At 48.4% G+C, this 19,729-nt stretch carries 15 protein-coding genes; 14 read left to right on the top strand and 1 reads right to left on the bottom strand.

The window, feature by feature from the left end:
- Positions 1-4 precede the first annotated feature (4 nt).
- The 10 genes from trpB to AC0YN0_RS15800 all read left to right on the top strand — a co-directional run bounded on the left by trpB (position 5) and on the right by AC0YN0_RS15800 (position 12,875).
- Positions 5-1,165 carry a tryptophan synthase subunit beta gene (trpB, locus tag AC0YN0_RS15845; RefSeq protein WP_475822113.1) on the top strand — a complete coding sequence of 387 codons (1,161 nt, stop codon included), beginning with the start codon at positions 5-7 and terminating at the stop codon, positions 1,163-1,165.
- A 178-nt stretch (positions 1,166-1,343) separates the two neighbouring features.
- Complete coding sequence (locus AC0YN0_RS15840) at positions 1,344-1,925, top strand: TetR/AcrR family transcriptional regulator (RefSeq protein ID WP_475822112.1); 582 nt, start codon at positions 1,344-1,346, stop codon at positions 1,923-1,925.
- Positions 1,922-2,152, top strand: a complete 231-nt coding sequence (locus tag AC0YN0_RS15835) for a hypothetical protein (RefSeq protein WP_475822111.1) — start codon at positions 1,922-1,924, stop codon at positions 2,150-2,152. The genes AC0YN0_RS15840 and AC0YN0_RS15835 overlap by 4 nt, the downstream gene beginning before the upstream one ends.
- Positions 2,153-2,326: 174 nt before the next feature.
- Positions 2,327-3,349 carry an ABC transporter ATP-binding protein gene (locus AC0YN0_RS15830; RefSeq protein WP_475822110.1) on the top strand — a complete coding sequence of 341 codons (1,023 nt, stop codon included), beginning with the start codon at positions 2,327-2,329 and terminating at the stop codon, positions 3,347-3,349.
- Complete coding sequence (locus tag AC0YN0_RS15825) at positions 3,346-4,155, top strand: ABC transporter permease (protein WP_475822109.1); 810 nt, start codon at positions 3,346-3,348, stop codon at positions 4,153-4,155. Before AC0YN0_RS15830 ends, AC0YN0_RS15825 begins: the two co-directional genes overlap by 4 nt.
- Position 4,156: 1 nt before the next feature.
- Positions 4,157-4,960, top strand: coding sequence for an ABC transporter permease (locus tag AC0YN0_RS15820; protein WP_475822108.1), 804 nt, complete (start codon positions 4,157-4,159; stop codon positions 4,958-4,960).
- Positions 4,961-5,287: 327 nt separating this feature from the next.
- Entirely contained in the window at positions 5,288-7,102 is a 1,815-nt protein-coding gene (locus AC0YN0_RS15815) for a family 43 glycosylhydrolase (protein ID WP_475822107.1), read from the top strand.
- A gap of 151 nt (positions 7,103-7,253) precedes the next feature.
- Entirely contained in the window at positions 7,254-11,366 is a 4,113-nt protein-coding gene (locus AC0YN0_RS15810) for an S-layer homology domain-containing protein (protein ID WP_475822106.1), read from the top strand.
- 154 nt (positions 11,367-11,520) lie between these two features.
- Positions 11,521-12,126 (top strand): DUF1349 domain-containing protein, encoded by a 606-nt coding sequence (locus AC0YN0_RS15805; protein ID WP_475822105.1) that lies wholly within the window; start codon positions 11,521-11,523, stop codon positions 12,124-12,126.
- Positions 12,127-12,320: 194 nt separating this feature from the next.
- Positions 12,321-12,875, top strand: coding sequence for a hypothetical protein (locus tag AC0YN0_RS15800; protein ID WP_475822104.1), 555 nt, complete (start codon positions 12,321-12,323; stop codon positions 12,873-12,875).
- Between the two features lie 372 nt (positions 12,876-13,247).
- Here AC0YN0_RS15800 and AC0YN0_RS15795 read toward each other — a convergent pair whose 3' ends face one another.
- Positions 13,248-14,132, bottom strand: a complete 885-nt coding sequence (locus tag AC0YN0_RS15795) for a TetR/AcrR family transcriptional regulator (RefSeq protein ID WP_475822103.1) — start codon at positions 14,130-14,132, stop codon at positions 13,248-13,250.
- A gap of 125 nt (positions 14,133-14,257) precedes the next feature.
- Here AC0YN0_RS15795 and AC0YN0_RS15790 point away from each other — a divergent pair, with 125 nt between their 5' ends.
- The 4 genes from AC0YN0_RS15790 (at position 14,258) to AC0YN0_RS15775 (ending at position 19,709) form a co-directional block, all read left to right on the top strand.
- On the top strand, positions 14,258-15,040 hold the full coding sequence (locus tag AC0YN0_RS15790; protein ID WP_475822102.1) for an MBL fold metallo-hydrolase: 783 nt from the start codon (positions 14,258-14,260) through the stop codon (positions 15,038-15,040).
- A 224-nt stretch (positions 15,041-15,264) separates the two neighbouring features.
- Positions 15,265-17,553 (top strand): AraC family transcriptional regulator, encoded by a 2,289-nt coding sequence (locus AC0YN0_RS15785; RefSeq protein ID WP_475822101.1) that lies wholly within the window; start codon positions 15,265-15,267, stop codon positions 17,551-17,553.
- Between the two features lie 279 nt (positions 17,554-17,832).
- The gene (locus AC0YN0_RS15780; RefSeq protein WP_475822100.1) at positions 17,833-18,795 is read left to right on the top strand and encodes an ABC transporter permease; all 963 of its coding nucleotides are present in this window, start codon (positions 17,833-17,835) and stop codon (positions 18,793-18,795) included.
- Between the two features lie 14 nt (positions 18,796-18,809).
- Positions 18,810-19,709 (top strand): carbohydrate ABC transporter permease, encoded by a 900-nt coding sequence (locus tag AC0YN0_RS15775; RefSeq protein WP_475822099.1) that lies wholly within the window; start codon positions 18,810-18,812, stop codon positions 19,707-19,709.
- Positions 19,710-19,729: the final 20 nt, after the last annotated feature.

Genomic DNA, 19,729 nt, shown 5'->3' with positions numbered 1-19,729 from the left:
ACTTATGGACCAACAAGTACAGCAAGAAGGATACTTCGGAGAATTCGGGGGCAGCTTCGTCCCGCCGGAATTGCAGGAAGTGCTGAACTATTTGAGCGAGCAATTTAATAAGTTCAAAGACGACCCGGAATTCAATGAAGAGCTTAGCTATTATCTGCGCGAATATGTTGGCCGCAAGAGCCCGCTGACGTATGCGGAGCGGTTGTCCAAGGCTTGGGGCGGACCCAAAATCTACTTAAAGCGCGAGGATCTGAACCACACCGGAGCTCATAAGATCAACAACGCGATTGGCCAGATTCTGCTCGCCAAGCGTATGGGTGCCAAGCGGATTATAGCCGAGACCGGTGCTGGACAGCACGGAGTCGCTACGGCAACGGCTTGCGCTATGTTTAATATGGAATGCGTCATCTACATGGGAGCCGAAGATACGCGCCGCCAAGCGCTTAACGTGTTCCGGATGGAACTGCTTGGCGCTACGGTCGTACCGGTTGATAAGGGCCAAGGACGACTGAAGGACGCGGTGGATGAAGCACTGGGCGATCTCGTTCGCAATTATAAAAATACGTTTTATTTGCTCGGTTCCGCGGTTGGACCGCATCCGTTCCCGACAATGGTCAAACACTTTCAAGCGGTCATCAGCGAAGAGTCGAAGCAACAGATTTTGGAGAAGGAAGGCCGTTTGCCGGATGCGGTGGTAGCCTGCGCGGGCGGCGGCAGCAATGCAATCGGCGCATTCGCCCACTATATCGACGAGCCAAGCGTCCGCCTGATCGGCGTCGAACCCGATCAAGCGCCAACTTTGACCGAGGGCGTTCCCGGCATGATTCACGGCTTCAAGTGTTTGGTGCTGCTGGACGAGGCAGGCGAGCCTCGGAAAACGTATTCGATTGCCGCGGGGCTCGATTATCCGGGCATTGGTCCGGAGCATAGCCACTTGAAGGTGACGGGACGTGCAGAATATGCCACCGTTACTAACGACGAAGTGCTGAAAGCGTTCCAGGAACTATCCCGCACGGAAGGGATTATCCCTGCCTTGGAGAGCGCGCACGCGGTTGCATACGCGAAGAAGCTTGCACCTACGATGGATCAGGATCAGATTCTCATCATCAATCTGTCTGGTCGCGGAGATAAAGACGTTGAGCAAGTGTTCCAAATGATTAAATAGTAACACCATGAAATACACCGCCAAGTGGACCTCGTGCCATGGCGGTGTATTTTTATTATGCGTTTTAATAATTAGCTCGGTCGTACGAAAACAACTTGTCATTTTAGCTCGATCGTACTAAAATGATTGTAATACGAAAATGACTACCTGCTTGGAACGAAAGTGAAGGTGAAAGAGCATGAAGGATACGCGTGAAAAAATACTGTTGGCCGCACAGGAGCTTATAGCTAAAATCGGCTATGCCGGCTTTTCTCTAGGTGCGATTGCAACACATCTGAACATCAGCAAAGGAGTGGTCACGTATCATTTTTCACGAAAAGATCTTATTTTATCTGAGCTTGTAGGGGTCTACTTTCACGATGCGGCGGAATATATGGCTAAGCATATGGTCATTGATCAAACGGCATCTAAAGCGTTGGAGTCGTATATTGATGCTAATTTGCGTTATGTGGCTAACAATCGAATCGGGACATTAGCCATCATGCACATTATTGCTAATCATAGAGACCAAGACGGCAGTTTAGCTTTCTCCGATAAAGACAATCTCATAAATCAGCCGCTCATCGAAATTTTCCGATATGGACAAACTGAAGAAAAAAGCTTCAGGTCTTTTTCTCCTGATATGATGGCGATGTTCGTCAGGAGCGTTATAGACACATTAAGCGGCCGGATCGCAATGAACGAAATCGAAGATTTTGAAGGCGCTGTTCAAGAGATGATCGGCGTATTTACTATTGCGACAAGGAGAGAAGAACAATGAAGAAGATTCAAAATGACGGGTTGCAGATACTTGGAATTATCTTAAGTCTTATCGGTCTTGCAACGGTGGCACAGCCTCTGATTAAAGCCATCTTCGGCAAACCGCTATCTTATCAATTCCTCGGACTGCTGCCGGAAGGTTGGGCTTCTTTTGCCGCGTGGGCGGTAATCTTGGTAATCGGGCTTGTACTCGTATCCATTACGAAGAGTCTTACATCCGACAAATAGGAAAGTAATTTGACCATTAGTAGAAAAAAGAGTACATCGCTTAATGAGCGATGTACTCTTTTTGTTTCAGCGACATGAAAGTCAAAGCAACCCTGCAAAAGACTATATTTCCATATACCTATATCTTTTTCCAGCTTCTATAATAGTTGGATACGGTATGAGGGAGGGTCAGCCATGCCGCTGATTCATGTAGAAAATTTGCGCAAGGAATTCAAAAGGCAGAAGCGTGAAGACGGCTTCTGGCCGTTAATGAAAAGTCTCGTATACCGGGAATACGAGCAGAAGATTGCGGTTGAGGACATCTCTTTTACGATCGATCGAGGTGAGATTGTCGGCTATATCGGGCCCAACGGAGCGGGGAAGTCGACTACGATCAAAATGATGGTAGGCATTCTCGTGCCAACTAGCGGGGATGTGCGCGTGAACGGACTTGTGCCTTTCGAGAACCGCATCGAGAATGCGCGAAAAATCGGTGCCGTGTTCGGCCAGAAAAGCCAGCTATGGTGGGACACGCCGGTCATCGAGTCGCTCCGGCTGACGAAATATATGTATGATATTCCGGAGGATCGTTTTGTTCAGAATATGGCACTGTTCGGCGACATTCTTGGATTGGACGAATTCAAAAACGTGGCTGTCCGATCGTTAAGTCTTGGCCAACGGATGCGAGCGGATCTATGCGCGGCGCTGCTGCATGATCCTGATATCGTATATCTTGACGAACCAACGATCGGGCTTGATGTCGTGGTGAAAGAGAGAATCCGTGAGTTCATCCGCGAGATTAATCGGGAAAGAGGAACGACGGTCATACTGACGACGCATGACATGTCGGACATCGAGAAGTTGTGCAGCCGCGTTATGGTTGTCGATCACGGCAAGCTTATGTATGACGGCAATCTGCATACGCTGAAAAACGATTACGGCAATATGGAGACGATGGAGCTGGATACGGAAGAGGAATTTGTGATGGACGATGCGCTTCTGCGCATGGGGATTTCGTTCAGCCGAACGGAAGACGCTCGCAGCCAGCTCGTCTACGACAAGAACCATATGAACTCCTCTGCGGTCATGAAGTGGATTATGGATCGTTATTCCGTTCGCGATTTCAAGGTTAAGGAAACGGAGATCGAGGAAATTATTCGCAAGCTGTATGCCGGCTTTAGTCAGAAGGAACGTCAGCAGCAGGAAGTGAACGTATGAGAGTCGCACTCTATCGGGAAATGACGCTGAACGCCTTCCGCTCACTGCTTGCTTTTCGGGCCGAGGTACTGCTGTTCCTGTTCGGGCAGCTGTTCAAAATATTCGTGCAGGTATATATTTGGCACGCTTTATTTGGCGATTCGAGCCACTTGACCTCGCAAGCCGGAACGATTTCCATACAAGAGATGATCACGTATGTGGTCATCAGCTCGGTCATTTCGGTATTCGCAACGAATGATGTCATCTTCAGAGTAAGCTCGAAAGTGTCTTCGGGCGAGATTGCGATGGATCTCATTAAGCCGATGAGCTTCCGATCCGTTATCTTCTGCCAGGCTTTCGGCACGAATATGTACCGGATGCTGTTTGAATTAATTCCGTTAATAACGGTCAGCTTGCTATTCTTCCATGTACAACTTCCCTCGCTGGCAAACGGCCTTGCTTTCCTACTTCTTGTCATCAATGGTTTGATTCTTAATTTCTTAATTACGTATACAATCGGATTAATTGCCTTCTGGTACATTCTTGTCTGGCAGGTCAATACGGTGCTGAACGGGCTGATCCGGCTATTTTCCGGAGCGTTTATTCCGATTTGGTTTTTCTCGGACTCGCTGGTGCAGGTCTCGTACTTTTTACCATTTCGCCTCATCTATTTTGAGCCGATTTCTGTCTTCTTGGGAAAAGTCACAGGCTGGCAGGAGCTGCTTGCAATCGTTGTCCAGCAACTAGCTTGGATAGCCGGGTTTCTGCTGTTGCAAAAATGGATGTGGTCGAGAGCTGTTCGCCGGCTAGTCGTTCAGGGAGGCTAAGATGAGATACTTGAAGCTTTACGCGCGGTTTATTCCGATTTATTTCAAAAGCAAAACCGAGCACGGTTTTGGCTTTTATATGGATTTTGTCGGCTTCGCCCTCACGCATATCGTCAGTTATATGGTCATATGGGCGTTAATGAGCCGCTTTCAGACGATTAACGGCTGGAATATGTATGAGGTCATGCTGATTTACACGCTTAATATGCTTACTTATGCGGTGGCAGCTGTGTTTTTCTTGTTCCAAATGAATGATGTTGAAGAAGATGTGCACAAAGGCTCCTTCGACAGCTTGCTGGTCAAGCCGATCAACCCGTTCATCCATATGATTATTCGCAGCTTCGGCCACTTCTTTCTCGGCGACATTGTTATCGCGATCATCATGCTGGGGTTCTGTTTCAGTCGGCTGGATATTCATCCCGGCTTCGGCTCCTATGTCAGCTTCGTGTTTATGCTGCTCGGAGCGGTGTTCGTTCAGGCTTCCTTCATTGTCATAACCGGCTCGATGTGCTTCTGGATCGTTCGCGCCCGATCGATTATGAATGTCGTTATATTCGGAATTCGGGGTTTTGCCGATTACCCGATATCGATCTACGGCAAGCTTTTGCGAATTATATTGACGTTTATTATCCCATACGGATTCGTCAATTATTATCCGTCTCATCTGATCCTAGGTAAGGAGGGGGGCTCGCTATTCGCGCCGTGGCTGCCCTACGCCACTCCAATCGTCGGCCTTCTTCTGTTCTTCATTGCTTATCGGGTCTGGAATGCGGGACTGAATAAGTATCAGGGCACGGGGAGCTAATCTTCAAAATGGTTGAGTAATCAAGTGAACACATCGTCATGTGGAGAGTAAGTCCATGGCGGTGTGTTTTTGGTATGCAATCAAAAATATAGGCTACGCAGCTAAGAATGATAGGGAAAAGTTTAATAATGCCTCACTATATTAGAGGTTACCTATACGTTAAGCTATTAATGGTCCTTATATTTACAGTTTTACCATTATGGTTATCGAGGGGTGATAATGGGGGCATTTTCACTGTCTGCTTATCAAGCAGTTAGATGGCATGGTTATGAAAGCGTTTACCGACGTAATGCTCGGAATTCATGTAATGGGGAGGCAACAATAATAATGAAAAAAAAGGTTTTAAGCTTGTTCTTATCAGGTACAATGCTTCTGTCTATCTTTTTCGGATTAGCATCCTCTTCTTCTGCCGCAGATCCAGTCATCAGCTCTGGTAATCCAATTTTCACTAGCATCTTCACTGCCGATCCTTCTGCGCGCGTGTGGAATGACGGACGTATTTATGTATATGCGTCACATGATATATTTCCTTCCAGGGGCAGCGATCTGATGGATAAGTATCACGTTTTCTCGTCGGATAATATGGTGGACTGGGTGGACGAGGGAGAGATCCTGCGAGCGGATGATGTGCCGTGGGGACGACCGGAGGGAGGCTTTATGTGGGCCCCTGACGCGGCTTACAAGAATGGAACGTATTACTTCTATTTCCCTCATCCAAGCGACACGAACTGGAACAACTCTTGGAAAATCGGCGTGGCGACAAGTGACAAGCCTGCCGCGGACTTCGAGGTTCAAGGCTATATACAGGGGCTTCCGGGCAGTAACTTAATAGATCCTAACGTGTTCCGTGACGACGACGGCACCTATTATCTTTATGCCGGAGGCGGTGGAACAAGCTACGGTATGAAGCTTGCTGCCAACATGACGTCGATCGACGGTCCCGTCAAGCAGTTCACCGAGCTGGACGACTTTCACGAGGCTACTTGGGTGTTCAAGCGGGGAAGCACGTATTACTTAACCTATTCCGATAATAACGCAGGCGGCAACCGGATGCGGTACGCGACCAGCAGCAGTCCGCTTGGTCCGTGGGTGAATCGCGGTATTCTGCTGGATCCGGTAAGCAGCGAAACGTCCCATGGCTCTGTTGTGGAGTATAAGGGGAACTGGTATTTGTTCTACCATAATGCCCAAATTTCCTCTAACGGTACGCTGCGTTCCGTCGCCGTGGACCGATTGTATTTCAATTCCGACGGCACGATCCAGAAGGTTATTCAGACGACCACGGGCGTCCCGGCGGTCGGCTCGCGTTCGCATGCCACGGAGATCAAGTACTACGACTTGATTAACGAGAGCTTCGATGAATATACCCAGAAAACGGAATATGCCATGAATAGCGGCAACGTCGCCTTTGGCGGAGGAGCAACCCGTTCGGGCGACAAAATTGAAAATATGCATACGTCAGGTTCTTATATCCAGTTGAATGGTATTAACGGCGGCACTGGGGGCAAGGCGCTTCTTACTGTGCTATACGCTTCCGCTGACGGCGGCTCAGCCTTCAAGGTAGACGCCAGCGGCGATACGGCCGGAGACGGATATTTCCTTTCCCTTCCCGGTACAGGTGGCTGGGGAAGCTACATCGGTCGGACCAATCGCCTGATCGATCTAAACGCGGGCGCGAATAATATCATTCGGCTCAGCGGCGGTATGGGGGGAGCGAACGTGTCCCGTGTCATTGTATCGTTGATTCCGCAATCTGCCCAGCCAACGGAATATCCGATGAGCGGAGCCAATGTGTCAGTGGGGGGCGGGGCGGTTAAATCGGGCGGCACCATCGAAAATATGCACATTCCCGGCTCTTACTTCGAGGTGACTGGCGTGAACGGCGGTGCGGGCGGACAGTCGACGCTTACGGTCATCTACGGTTCGGCGGACACCCAAACAACGTTTCGGGTGAACGCCAGCGGCGACCCGACCGGGAATGGCTATTCGCTCACGCTGCCTGGCACGGGGGGCTGGAGTACGTACACCGGACAGGTCAGCCGTGCCATTGATTTGAATGCAGGCTCCGGTAACGTGATTCGGGTGAGCGGCGGTCTGGGAGGAGCGAACGTAACGCGCATCATCGTCTCGTCGACCCCGTAAAGCCAAGGACGGTCCATTCATTGATGAGTGGGCCGTCTTTCTGTTTTCTTAGAATAATAAAATTTCTTAACAATTTATGTGAATTCACATTACAATGCATTGATAAAATCCTTAATGACACGATGAATCTGTGATCAGAGAGGATGGAAACATGAATATTATTACAAAAGAATCGCGCAAAACATTAATAATCGCGTTTGTATTAACGTTGCTAGGAGTAGAGCTACTGTCGGGATTCGGGCCGAATCCGTATGTCCAAGCCGCAGATGGCACCGCATCCGTTATCGTTGAAGATTTTGAGGATGGCATTTCCGACGTTAAATTCAATCCTAAACGTATGTATGAAGCCACGCTGCACCTGGAAGACAACGCGAAGTACGTAAGGAATGGACAATACTCTGCCAGAATCGATTATGACATGATCGGGATCGTAGACAATCCGTCCCAAATCGAGGTAGGTTATCAAAGCTATATGCCGGTAACGGGCTACCCCATCAAAGTAGGAATGTGGGTTTACGGCAATAACGAGGGACATTTGTTAACGACGAAATTCAGGGAGCAAGGAGGGAGCGGCTCTTCCTTCCAGTCCGAATTCTACGATGCGGCTACGAACGGTATCAATTGGACGGGATGGAAATATATCGAGGCCGATGTTCCGCAAGGTAAAACCGGCCCTATCGTTCTTGAGTTGTTTTTCCAATTGAAGCAGTCCGATATGAGCAAGAAAAACAAGGGCTCCATATGGGTGGACGATATTCGGTTTATTTATGAGGAGGCCGATGAGGATCATGACGTGCCGGTCATTAAACCGATTGCTCCTGTCGAAAATGCCGAATTAACTGCTCCCCTGGATGAATTGAAGGTGGAGATGGCCGACACGGAATCAGGCCTTAATATGGATACGTTGTCCGTTTATTTGGATGGGACGGATATTACGGCCGACGTGCAGTATGCTTCCGACTCCCATCTATTAACCTACCCAGGCGAACGTATTGACGGCGGGTATCATGTTCTTGCTATTCAGGTGAAAGATAATAACGGCAACCCGGCAGAGAAAACCTATGCCTTCACGATGAATGCTGGCGAACGTCTATTCATGAAAGCCGCCGAAGAGGCAGTTAGCAATGAAATATATGCCGTCAACGTAAATATTAAGGATTATGCGAATGCAGAGTCGGCACAGTTCGAATTAAATTACGACCCGAATACGCTGCAAGTAGAAAACGTTGACGAAGTTAACGGCGTTACCCAAACGTCGGATATCGATAATGAGAACGGAATCGTCCAAGTAAACCTTGACGGGCTATCTGCGGCAGTTGCCGGCGATATCGCGACAGTCAACTTCAGAGTCAACTCCGAGGCTGTGCTGGCGCGAGGCGAGGCTTATAAATCCATAACGATGAGCGGTTCGGAGCTGGCATCGGGCGGAGTTCAAACGAGTTCGCCGCTCGCTACGCCTATCCGCTACACGATTGCTTTTCCGTTCCATCTGGAGATGACGGGAGTTGGAATAGGGACTACCACTACGTTCACGGTTACAGACCGTAATCATCAACCGTATGAGGGCGCCGATATTTATTTTACGGGCTTATTGAAGCAAAGCTCGGTCGTAACGATTGACGCCGCAACGACTAATGTATACGAGGATGACGATGCTTCCTCCGAGGTGCTGATGGTTGCAACGGCCGGCCAACGCTACTATGCGTCGGGAGAAGCCGATGACGGTTGGTTCGAGGTTATATTTGCCGACGGCCAAACAACGGGCTATATCGCCGAAGCCGATGTTAGCAGCCAATCGCTGGACGGCAGCTTGGGCCAGACGGATGCCGAAGGACAACTGACTTCGGATTTAACGACACTGGCGCTTGGAACCTATCAGGTTCAAGCCGTCTTCGGCGATCAGAACAGTAAGGTTGTCGACTATGAGGTCGTGGAGCAATACGGCACGAACGCCCCGGAGTTCGTTCAAACATATGTCGCGGAAGACATGTCCACGCAGTTGAGCGCGGCATGGCAAACGAATTCCGCAACTAAAGACACGTTCATTCAGTACATCGCTGCGAGCGATTGGGGGACGGAAGAAGAACCTAATGCCTCTTATGTAAAGCAGCAGCAATCCGAGAGCGAGCTTCAGGTGCTTAGCATGAAGGAGAAGGGCACCAAGGGCGAGATCCGCTTCCATAATGTACGAATAGAAGGCTTGAAGGCAAACACGGCTTACAAATATCGCGTAGGCTATGACGGCCACTGGTCGGCATGGTATGCCTATTCCACGCTTGATCGGAACAAAGCTACGCCAACCTCTTTCTTGTACGTTACGGATTCGCATACGAAAGAAGATGACGGATTGGAAATCTATCAAGAGCTCATGACTAACGCGTTCGCGCAATATCCGTCTACGCAATTTGTCATGCACGGCGGAGATATGGTGGACGTAGGCGGAGCCCTCGAAGAATGGATGCAGTTCTGGAAAGCTTCTTCGATCTATGCCACAACGTATCCGTCCGCGCTAACGCTCGGGAATCATGACGTGAAGAGCGAAGGGAAGGACGTGTTTACCAAAGGCGCCAATTTCCCCGAGAACGGACCGGAATCCCAAATGCAATATGCCTATGCTTACGATATCGACGATACGCACTTTGTTGTATTGAACTCGGAAGGCACGGAAGAGCAAATGATGGACCAAGCTGCCTGGCTGCAAGACGATCTGGATAAAAACGACAAAAAATGGACGATCGCGATGTTTCACCGTCCTGCCTACCATACAGAGGAAGGCCGTGACACGCTCGTAGAGTACACGCAAACGTATTTCGCGCCTATATTAGAGAAGATGAAAGTCGATTTGGTCCTGGTAGGCCATGATCACGTGTACGCACGCACTTATCCGATGCAAGACGGAAAGCCTAACAAAAGCACGAATAAGGGCACTGTTTATTTGGATGGCGGCGCCGCTGGCTGGAAATTCTACGACGGCATTAAGTACGACTATTTAAATCACATATTCGACGAGGATGTTCCCGTATATTCCGCTATCAAAATTACGCAGAACGAGATTCGCGTCGAAGCGCGCACGAGCGCGGGCGATTTGATCGACGAGTTCTCGATCACGAAGCCGAAGACCGGCGGGCCTTCGGTGCCGGGTCCAATCGACGAGCCGTCGCCGGAACCGTCTCCTGAGCCGACGCCAACTGCGGATAAAGTCATTTCGGATAAGGAAGTAACGGCAGCGATCCAATCCGGAAGATTGGTCATTGATCTAAGCAGCGATGGCGGTACGATTCAAATTCCAACCGAGCTGGCCTCCTTGATCAAACAATTGGAGAACGGAGAAATCGTCATCACCGTGCCTAATCAACCGAACATCGTGATAAGCGGACAAGAGCTGAACAGATTGTTGTCGGACAACAGCGACGCGGAGTCGGTTGAAATCACGGTGGAGTATGCAACGCCGGCCGAGCAGCAAGCCTATGTGGAGCAAATCCAAAGCTCGAAAAAGACGGCCAGCGCTGCAAGCAAAGCATTCACGGTTACAGCAACTTCAAGCGCTGCAACGGCCGCGTTATCTTATGCGCTTGGCATGCAATCCGATGGAATGTCTGCATATACGAATCTATATGAAAAAGGCAGCGATGGAAAGCTAACGCTGGTCCAAGCGAATGTCGCTCTTTATGCGAATCGTCTTGCATTGCTGGCCGGCCACACCTACGTAGCCATTGAAGTGGTAACGAATTATTCTGATATGAACAGCAATCACTGGGCGTACGATTACATTCAAATGTTGTCCGCAGCAAATTTGGTTGCCGGAGTAGATGCCGAGCGGTTCGCGCCTAATGCATCGATTACTCGTGCGGAGTTTACGGCAATTATCGCTAGGGCATTGCAGCTTTCCGCAACCGGAGAAGGGCAGTTCAATGATGTGGACGACGATGCTTGGTATGCGGATGCAGTCATCGCTGCCGCTGAAAAAGGCATTATATTCGGTCAAAATAATCAACAATTTAATCCGCATGCGCAGATTAGCCGTCAAGAGATGGCGGTCATACTAAATCGGGCGTATGCGTACATGAATGGCAAAAATACGGGGAATACCCCAACCGCAAGCTTTAACGATATGGATGACGCGCAAAGTTGGGCAATCGAAGCGATTGCGAATGTAGAGCGGCTTGGATTAGTTCGGGGCGGAGGAAACGGGAAGTTTAATCCTCAGAGCTCATTGACCCGCGCCGAGGCGGCAACGGTTTTTGCGAAGCTGCTCTCTCTATAACATTAATAAAGTTAGCTTATCCGCAGCCTGTGCGGATGAGCTAGCTTTCTTTGTTTTGATGTCATTCAGATTGGCATAACGTGCAAATGCTAGAAATTTTGTAGTATATTTGAATGGTTCGAAATCATATATCCACTTACTAGGAGCGAATACGATGAATTTATTTGAAGGCTGTTACAATCAATCCCTATCGTCCCGTTTGCATTGGATAAACGAACCTGTCAATTGGACGTTTCAGAAGGATCATAGCTTATCGGTGGCTGCGCCCGCAATGGCAGACTTCTTTATCGATCCATCTGGAGAAACGAACAAAGCGTCCGCGCCGTATCTGTACACTTGGGTAAAAGGCGATTTCAGCATCGTAACGCGCGTCAGCGTGGAGATGAAGCAGCAATACGATTCCGGTTGCCTAATGATAATGGCCGATGACCGTAATTGGGCAAAAGTATGTTTCGAGTTTTTTGAGAATCAGCCCTCCATCCTAAGCGTTGTCACTAGAAACACATCGGACGACTGCGTGTCCAGCCCGGTAGAGGTAAGGCAGCCTTATTTGAGAGCAGCGCGTTCCGGAAACTGCTTTGCCTTCCATTATTCGTTGGACGGGGAGCATTGGAAGCTGGTCAGATATTTCGGAATGGACTGCCCCGAGGAAATAAAAGTAGGCGTCGTTGCCCAAGCGCCGATCAGCGAAGGATCGCATGCGAGATTCGAGCAGCTCACGATTGGAGAGGCCGGTTCGGGAGATATCAGGAACGTTTAAGCCGGAGTCTTTAACAGTATTAAAGTAAATCATAATGTGAACTGTCGCATAGGGGTTAAAGCAGACCATTGTCGACAGGAGGACTTGAAAATATTTCTGGGGAAAGTATTCAGTCTTAAAAAGCATGCAATCTTTTATTAAATTAATATGTTATGCACTAAACTAAAATGAAATGTAGAGGCGATGTTACAGTCATGGGAAATACACAAATCATTGTTTTTATTTGTATAGTTGTAGCAACTTTGTTATTTATCATTCTTTTCGCAATTCAATGGAATCAGATGAAGTGGGTTAGTAAACAATTGAAAAAGCCTGTAAAGTTATTTGGGAAATCTTATTTAACCGTTACACATACAGGTAATTATAACTTAACTACAGAAGGTCAAATACTATTTAACTATTATATGCAGAAATTTGATAGGCAAAGTTTGGTTGACCTTCAATTTGATATTGATCTAAAATCTCACAAAAACAATGGTAACGGACATTTGGGAAGTTATTTAACAACAGGTATTGTACCATTACTCGCCTTATTGATCTCTCTTATTGCATTGTATTCTAATACACTCGATGGTGGCCAATTATTTGATTTTGTTTTTATGTGTTTATTCTTTATCGTCCCAGTATTACTTAGTACACTACTTAATTTATTTACACAATCTTATATACTGGACCCATTGGGCTTGCACTTGAAAGTAATAAATAAGGTTCTATTTGAAATGGATAAGAAGGATGAAGTATTGGAATAGGGGACAAAGCGGATTATTATTTGGTGCGTAAAACTAAGTTGGCACCTCTCAGTTAAATTTTCGATGATGTGTCAGGATTGTTAGATGCAATTCATCGTCCTGTAGAGGATAGCGCACATGAGCATCCAAAATGAGATTCCAGTGCTTTGAAACCCATGAAAATGGATACCCATTCAAAAGAGAAAATAAACGCGGTTATGAGCCAGTGCTAGCAGCATCTTGATTAATTTTAGTCGCGGCCGGGGAGGATTGGCTGGGAATTGAGATTCGCTCGGTCCAATATTTCGAAAGAAGGAAGCAATAATTATGACATGAGTAAAAAAACGAAAGCCGTGTTCCTTCTTTGTCGAAGGTCACGGCTTTTTCTATGGATTAAGTTAGCAGCAGCTTAAGCTGCCGCAAATACGAGCGCAGCTCCGGAACCGCCTCTAGATGCGCCTTCAGAACCCGGAGTAAGGTGAGGTTGGGCTGCTCCGCCTGCACTTCCGCGCGCAGAAGACCGACAACTTCACTTAACTCCTTGAGGGAGGCTGACGGCAGGGGAAGGGTCTGAATCCGCTCCTCCATCGCCTTAAGAAATTCCGCGACCGTTCCTTTTCGCGCCGATTCGTCGTTAGTGTTCATGAGACGCGGCTCAACGATCCATTCGCCGATTATCGGCTTCGGTGCTGTGCGGATCATATCCTGTACGATGGCTTCCATGCGATCGACGATAAAGTCCGCAAGGGCAGGGAGCGGCTGTGAGACCACTTTCTGCAAGACGCCGTTCGTATATTCGCGGAGAATGCCGCGGAAGATCATGACGGCATCCCACACATGCGGTTCGAGCTGCTCGCCGAAGGCTTCAATCAACATCTCCTTCCGCCAAGTCAGCAGGGCATTGTTGATCTTCTTCGCTGCTTCTATGTAAATGTCATTCTCCGTAATAGGAGATTCGTTGAATTCGATCATGAACAAGTGATTCTCAAGGATATAGTATAGATAAAATTCGATCAAACGGCTGAGCTTCTCCTTAGGAGATACGCCAAGCGGCATTCCGGAGCGGTCAAGTTCGGCGGCCTGCTCAAGCAACGTCTGATGGCAGGCGACGAAAGTCGCTGTGAACAGAGCCTCTTTGGATGTAAAGATTTTATAGATGCTGGCTTTGGCCATCCCGCACGCTTCAGCGATATCTTGCATCGAAGTTGCGTTGTACCCCTTATTTCGGAACAAATCCATAGCCGTGTCGAGAACTTTCGCTTTCTTTAAATCCGTCATGTAGACAATCACCCCACCCTATATTGACATGAGATTCGAAAGAGGTCAACGTTATAGCGTTGACAATGAAACTTTATAGTTTTATATTGAACTCATGAGTTTTATTTTATACCTATAAGGGAGGTGTGCCGAAGCTTGGCCCTCGCGCAAGCTCGGCAACAATGATGCGTATTGCAGAAGGACTAGATATGTTGGAGCTTGAGATGAAGCTTGGCGACCGTACGATGATCATTCATCCTATGATCGTTCATGACCAACACACTTGGACGTTGATCGATACGGGAATGCCGGGAATGGCCGAGGCAATCCTCGCGTACGCCAAGGAAGCAGGGATTTCCGAAAAGACGCTTCAAACGATTATTCTGACGCATCAGGACATTGATCATATCGGAGGTTTGCCGCAATTTCTAGGCGATAATGGCGAAGCGGCATTCGAGATATACGCCCATGAGGACGATAGAGATACAATCGACGGACAAGCACCGCTTCTGAAATTCCCTCCAGAGATGCTAAGCGCCGAGCTTGCTTCGTTGCCGGACCATGTGCGCTTGAAGTTCGAGAGCACTTTCGTTCATCCTTCCAAGCCGAATGTAACAAGGCTGATATCGGACGGAGAGACATTGCCGATTGGCGGCGGGCTAACGGTTATCCATACGCCGGGCCATACGCCGGGCCATATCAGTCTGTACCACCAAGCAAGCAAGACGCTTATCGCGAGCGATGCTTTGGTTATCCATAATGGCGAATTGCTGGGTTCCTCTCCTTATTCTACGGTTAACATGGAGCAGGCAATCCGCTCGCTCGAGAAGTTCAAGCCGTTCGAGATTGTAACCGTCGTTTGCTATCACGGCGGACTGCTGCGGGGAAACATTAATAAGCGTATTGAGGCATTGACCGTGAATCCGTAAAGCCTTTATCTAATCATATCTGACCATATAGCCTGATAGGGAGGTTAATCTTCCATCAGGCTTTTTGCATGGGTGTTACTTACAAAAATTCCTTTTAAATTATAGATCTTACAGGTAAAATATTTGTAGGTTAGGACAGCTCATCGGCTTCCTATTCAATTGATTTTGTAAGCGCTTTTTTGCGGCAATGCAATACGAATGCAGAGGCGACAGGGAGAGAATCCATGAAACGAATTCCAATGATGCTGCAGTTGGCACTGATTCTGTTCTGCGTTATGGCCATTCCAATGGCTATCTTGACCTGGTATAGCGGCGGACAGATTTTGCAGAACTCCGAGAGCGCTATCGCTGAATCCTCATTGGCGGGTCTGAATGCGAACCGCAAGCTTAATGAGAATGCGCTGAACAATCTGGCTCAGGATGCAGTGAGGCTTGCTGCCACGAATATTTTCGACCGCATTCGCGTGTTCGAGACGTTTAACGAGCTTAACGTGAACTATAGCAATGTGAGCAAAGCGCAAGCTGTATTGCTGGAATTGCTCAACTTGAATCATAGAGTAAACGGCGTGTATTCGTCCTACTTCTACCTGGAGGATTCCGACTATGTCATTTCCACCGACAAGGGCATTACGACGCTGGAGAGGTATGAGTCGATCGATTGGACAGAGGAAGCGTTTGTCGGCAGAAGAGGGATAAGCGGCGTATGGTATCCGCGTACATTGGACTCGGGGGTAAAAGTGGTATCTTACGTGCTGCCTCTCAACAGCTTGTTGACCACGACTCGCGGTTTTCTAGTCGTCAACCTGCGAGAAAGCCAAATTGCGGAATATCTTCGCAGTACGGAGCCGGGTAAGCATAATTATCTCCTCTTGGGAGCGGATGGGACGATCATATCTCATGATGACAAGAGCTTGTTGCTTACAGACGGGAGGCAGCAGCCTCATATTGAAGAGATATTGGAGAGCGGCTCGAAGGAAGGTTATGCGTTCCATGAAATCGCGGGTGAACGACTGATCTATACGTGGTCCCGTTCTCCGCTGTTTGGGTGGTGGAATGTTAACATTTATTCAATGGACGAGTTGATGACCAAGACTAACTCCCTGCAGAGCAACATTATTGTTATTACGATTATGATTATTGTCGCAGGAACCGTGTTAACCGTCTTTCTTGCAACCTGGCTATCCAAGCCGCTAAGGGAGCTGGTCCGTGTTGTCCGCGCACGCAGTAAAAATCTCGTTATTGGGGACAAGAATGAGCTTGTTTTCCTAGATGCGGCATTCAGACGTATGCAGGACGAGGAGGAAGGGCTCTACAAGCTGCTGCAGGAACGGGAACAGGATACACGCAGCTTGTCTATTCATAACTTGCTGCGGGGCGAAGTGGCGAAGCAGATTAACGAGCTATTTCCGGAGCCCTATTCCTTCGTAGCCATTGTCTCAATTGATCAATATAGAAGGTATGTGAGCAAAACCAATCCGGAGACCCGTAATTACCATCGTTATTTGCTCATAGCCAAATGCGAGAGTTCATTCGCGGACGGCGTACACGCGCGAAGCGTCTATCAAGGGGAAGGCTGCTTTGCCATTGTCATCAACTTTGGTTCAGCGGAGCTTGAAAGCCAATATGAGGGCATCAATCAGGCGCTTGCCGTAATCAGGGATGCGGCAGCCGAATTGCTGGGTCACACTGTTACTGTTGGGGTCAGCAGCCAAACGATGGAAAGCGCCATGATCGCCGATCGAGTGGTAGAAGCGATGGAAGTCATCAAGCATCGCATGATTGAAGGCAGCGGCGGTATTACGTATTGGAAGCAAGAGGCCGAGCAAAGCAAAAAATATGTTTATCCATCGAACAGCGAGAGGCGTATACTTAACTTTCTCGATAACGGGGATCAGGTCAGCATTATGAAAGAACTGGCGCTCATTCGGGGCGAGATCCAGTCGGTCGACTACATCTCCTACGATAATATCCTGTTCATCTACACCCAATTGGTAGGCGTTACGATCAGACATCTCAGGGAGAACAATATTAGCACTTCGCGTTTCTTCGCCCGGCAAGGGAATATATATTCCGCCATTGCATCCTTTGATACGCTGGATGAGCTTGAAGAATATTTGCATGGCTTCTTTGGCGAAATTATTCAATATGTTACGCGCAGCTCAGGTGAGGTCAACTACGGAGAGCGGATCATTCGGTACTTGGAAGAGCATTTCAGCGAAGAGATCGTATTTGAAGATATGGCGAAGGAAATCGGCATCAGCTATTCCTACATGCGTAAGCTCGTTTATGAGTTATCGGGCAAGAGCCTGATCGACTACACCAACCAGTTGCGAATCGAGTACGCCAAGCATCTGCTCTTGGAATCCAAGCTGAACATCGCACAGATTGCCATCGAGGTCGGCTACATGAACGTTCAAAGCTTTAATCGTTTTTTCCGCAAGTACGAGGGCATGCCTCCGAGCAGCTACAAGGCACTGAAGCATGGAAGAGCATCAGAACAGGAATTGCTGTAGCAGGCTGACCGAATAACAGATAAGCAAGCGGCGTGGAGCTGTCCTTCCGGTCTCTAAAGACAAACGGAGGCTGCTCCATTATTTTTGCTCATGCTAATCAGAATTGATTATTTAAGACTCGAAAACCGCGGAGTGACGCGGGAAAATCAAAAATGAAAGGGGCAATCAATAGTCACGATTTACGGAATGGATGAGGGAAGGCTATGATGCTGTCATAACCCCGCCAATGTCCGAACAAACCGTCGGCCGTGGAAGCCCTAATGTGGAGGAGGTGTAACCATGAACATTGAAAGCGCTTCACTTAATAATGAAACCGCTTTAAAGAAACAAAAGGGTAACCGGAGAATGACATATTATCTTCGGCGGGACTGGCAGCTTTATTTACTGCTTCTGATTCCACTATCCTTTGTTGCCGTTTTCAAATACGCGCCGTTGTCAGGGCTCGTGCTTGCCTTTAAGAACTATAAGATCGCAAGGGGGTTCTGGGGCAGCGAATGGGTCGGTTTTCAAATCTTTCAAGAGATATTCGATAAACCCGACTTCATTCGCGCTGTCCGCAACACGTTGATGCTTAACAGCCTCGACCTTGTATTTAGTTTCACAATGCCCATTGTGCTTGCGCTGTTGCTCAACGAGATCAAAAGCGTCAGATTTAAACGCGTGAATCAAACGCTGCTATATCTGCCGCACTTCCTGTCCTGGATCATTATTGGCGCGATTGCTTATCAGCTGCTCGGCCAAGGGAGCGGAGCGGTCAATAATCTCTTTGAATTAATGGGCTGGAATCGTGTCCCGTTCCTTCAAGAAGACACGCATTGGCTGTTCAGTTATTTGGCTATCGGGGTCTGGTACAGTATGGGGTGGGGCACCATCATCTACCTTGCTTCGATTAGCAGCATTAACCCTGAGATGTACGAAGCTGCTACCGTCGATGGCGCAGGGCGGTGGAGGAAGGTGTGGAACGTCACGCTGCCGTCCATCCGCGCCACAATTGTAACTTTACTGATCATGAACCTGGGCAAGGTGATGGAGGGCTCATTCGAGCGGATTTTTGCCTTGCAGAATAAAGCCACTACGGAATACACCACTACGATCCCGGTACTGGTCTACCGATGGGGGATCGAGAGCGGCAACTTCAGCCGTGCGACGGCGCTTGGGTTGTTCCAGGCACTCATTGGACTTGTGCTCGTGCTGCTCGCTGATCGTATTGCCAAGAAGCTCGGCGAAGACGGATTGTTATAGAAAGGAGGCGAACCATGAAAACATCCAATGGCACTCTTGCCATGCATCGCAAAAGGCGCTTCGACATCTGGGATGTGCTGATCCGCCTCACCGTGATGATCTCTTCGCTGGTCTGCTTGCTGCCGTTCGTGCATGTCGTATCGAAATCCCTTAGCAATGATGCATACGTAATCGCGAATAAGGTTTTTCTTTGGCCGCAAGGCGTCACAATTGAGGCGTACAAAAAAATTCTCCAAGATGAGAGCATTCTGCGGTCGTTGTATGTATCCATTATCGTGACCGTGCTTTTCACGATTCTAGGCATGATCATCACGATTTGCGCGGCCTACCCTTTGTCTCGCATGCAATTGAAGGGCCGTACGGTGCTGACTTTTATCTTTATGTTCACGTTGTACTTTCACGGCGGAATCATTCCTGAGTACATGTTGGTCAACAATCTAGGCTTGCTGGATAGCATGTGGTCGATTATTTTGCCTCCGGCGTTCAGCGCATTCAACCTGTTGATTATGAAAACAGCTCTCACCAGCAGCATTCCGGTTAGTTTGGAGGAATCTGCGCGAATCGATGGAGCCGGACACTTCCGCATCCTAGTCAATATCGTTTTACCGCTGTCCAAACCGATCATGGCAACGATGGCGCTTTTCTACGCGGTCGGGCGCTGGAACACCTACCAGGATGCGCTGTTTTACATTAAGCAAAATGTAGATATGCGGCCGTTGCAGCTGAAGCTGTATTACTTGGTTATTCAAGCCAGCGAGAGCTTCCAGCTGGAAGCGACGCAAGTGCAGCTAAGCAATCCAGAGGTGCTCAAAGCTTCATGCGTTGTATTCGCAACGCTGCCGATCTTATGTGTCTATCCGTTCATTCAGAAGTATTTTGTCCAGGGCGTTATGCTAGGAGCTGTCAAAGAGTAATAGGGAGCATTAAAAAATAC

Source organism: Paenibacillus sp. J22P218 (genome assembly GCF_056269195.1).
Note: the sequence above shows the minus strand (reverse complement) of the source record. Positions and strands in the feature narration are given on the sequence as shown.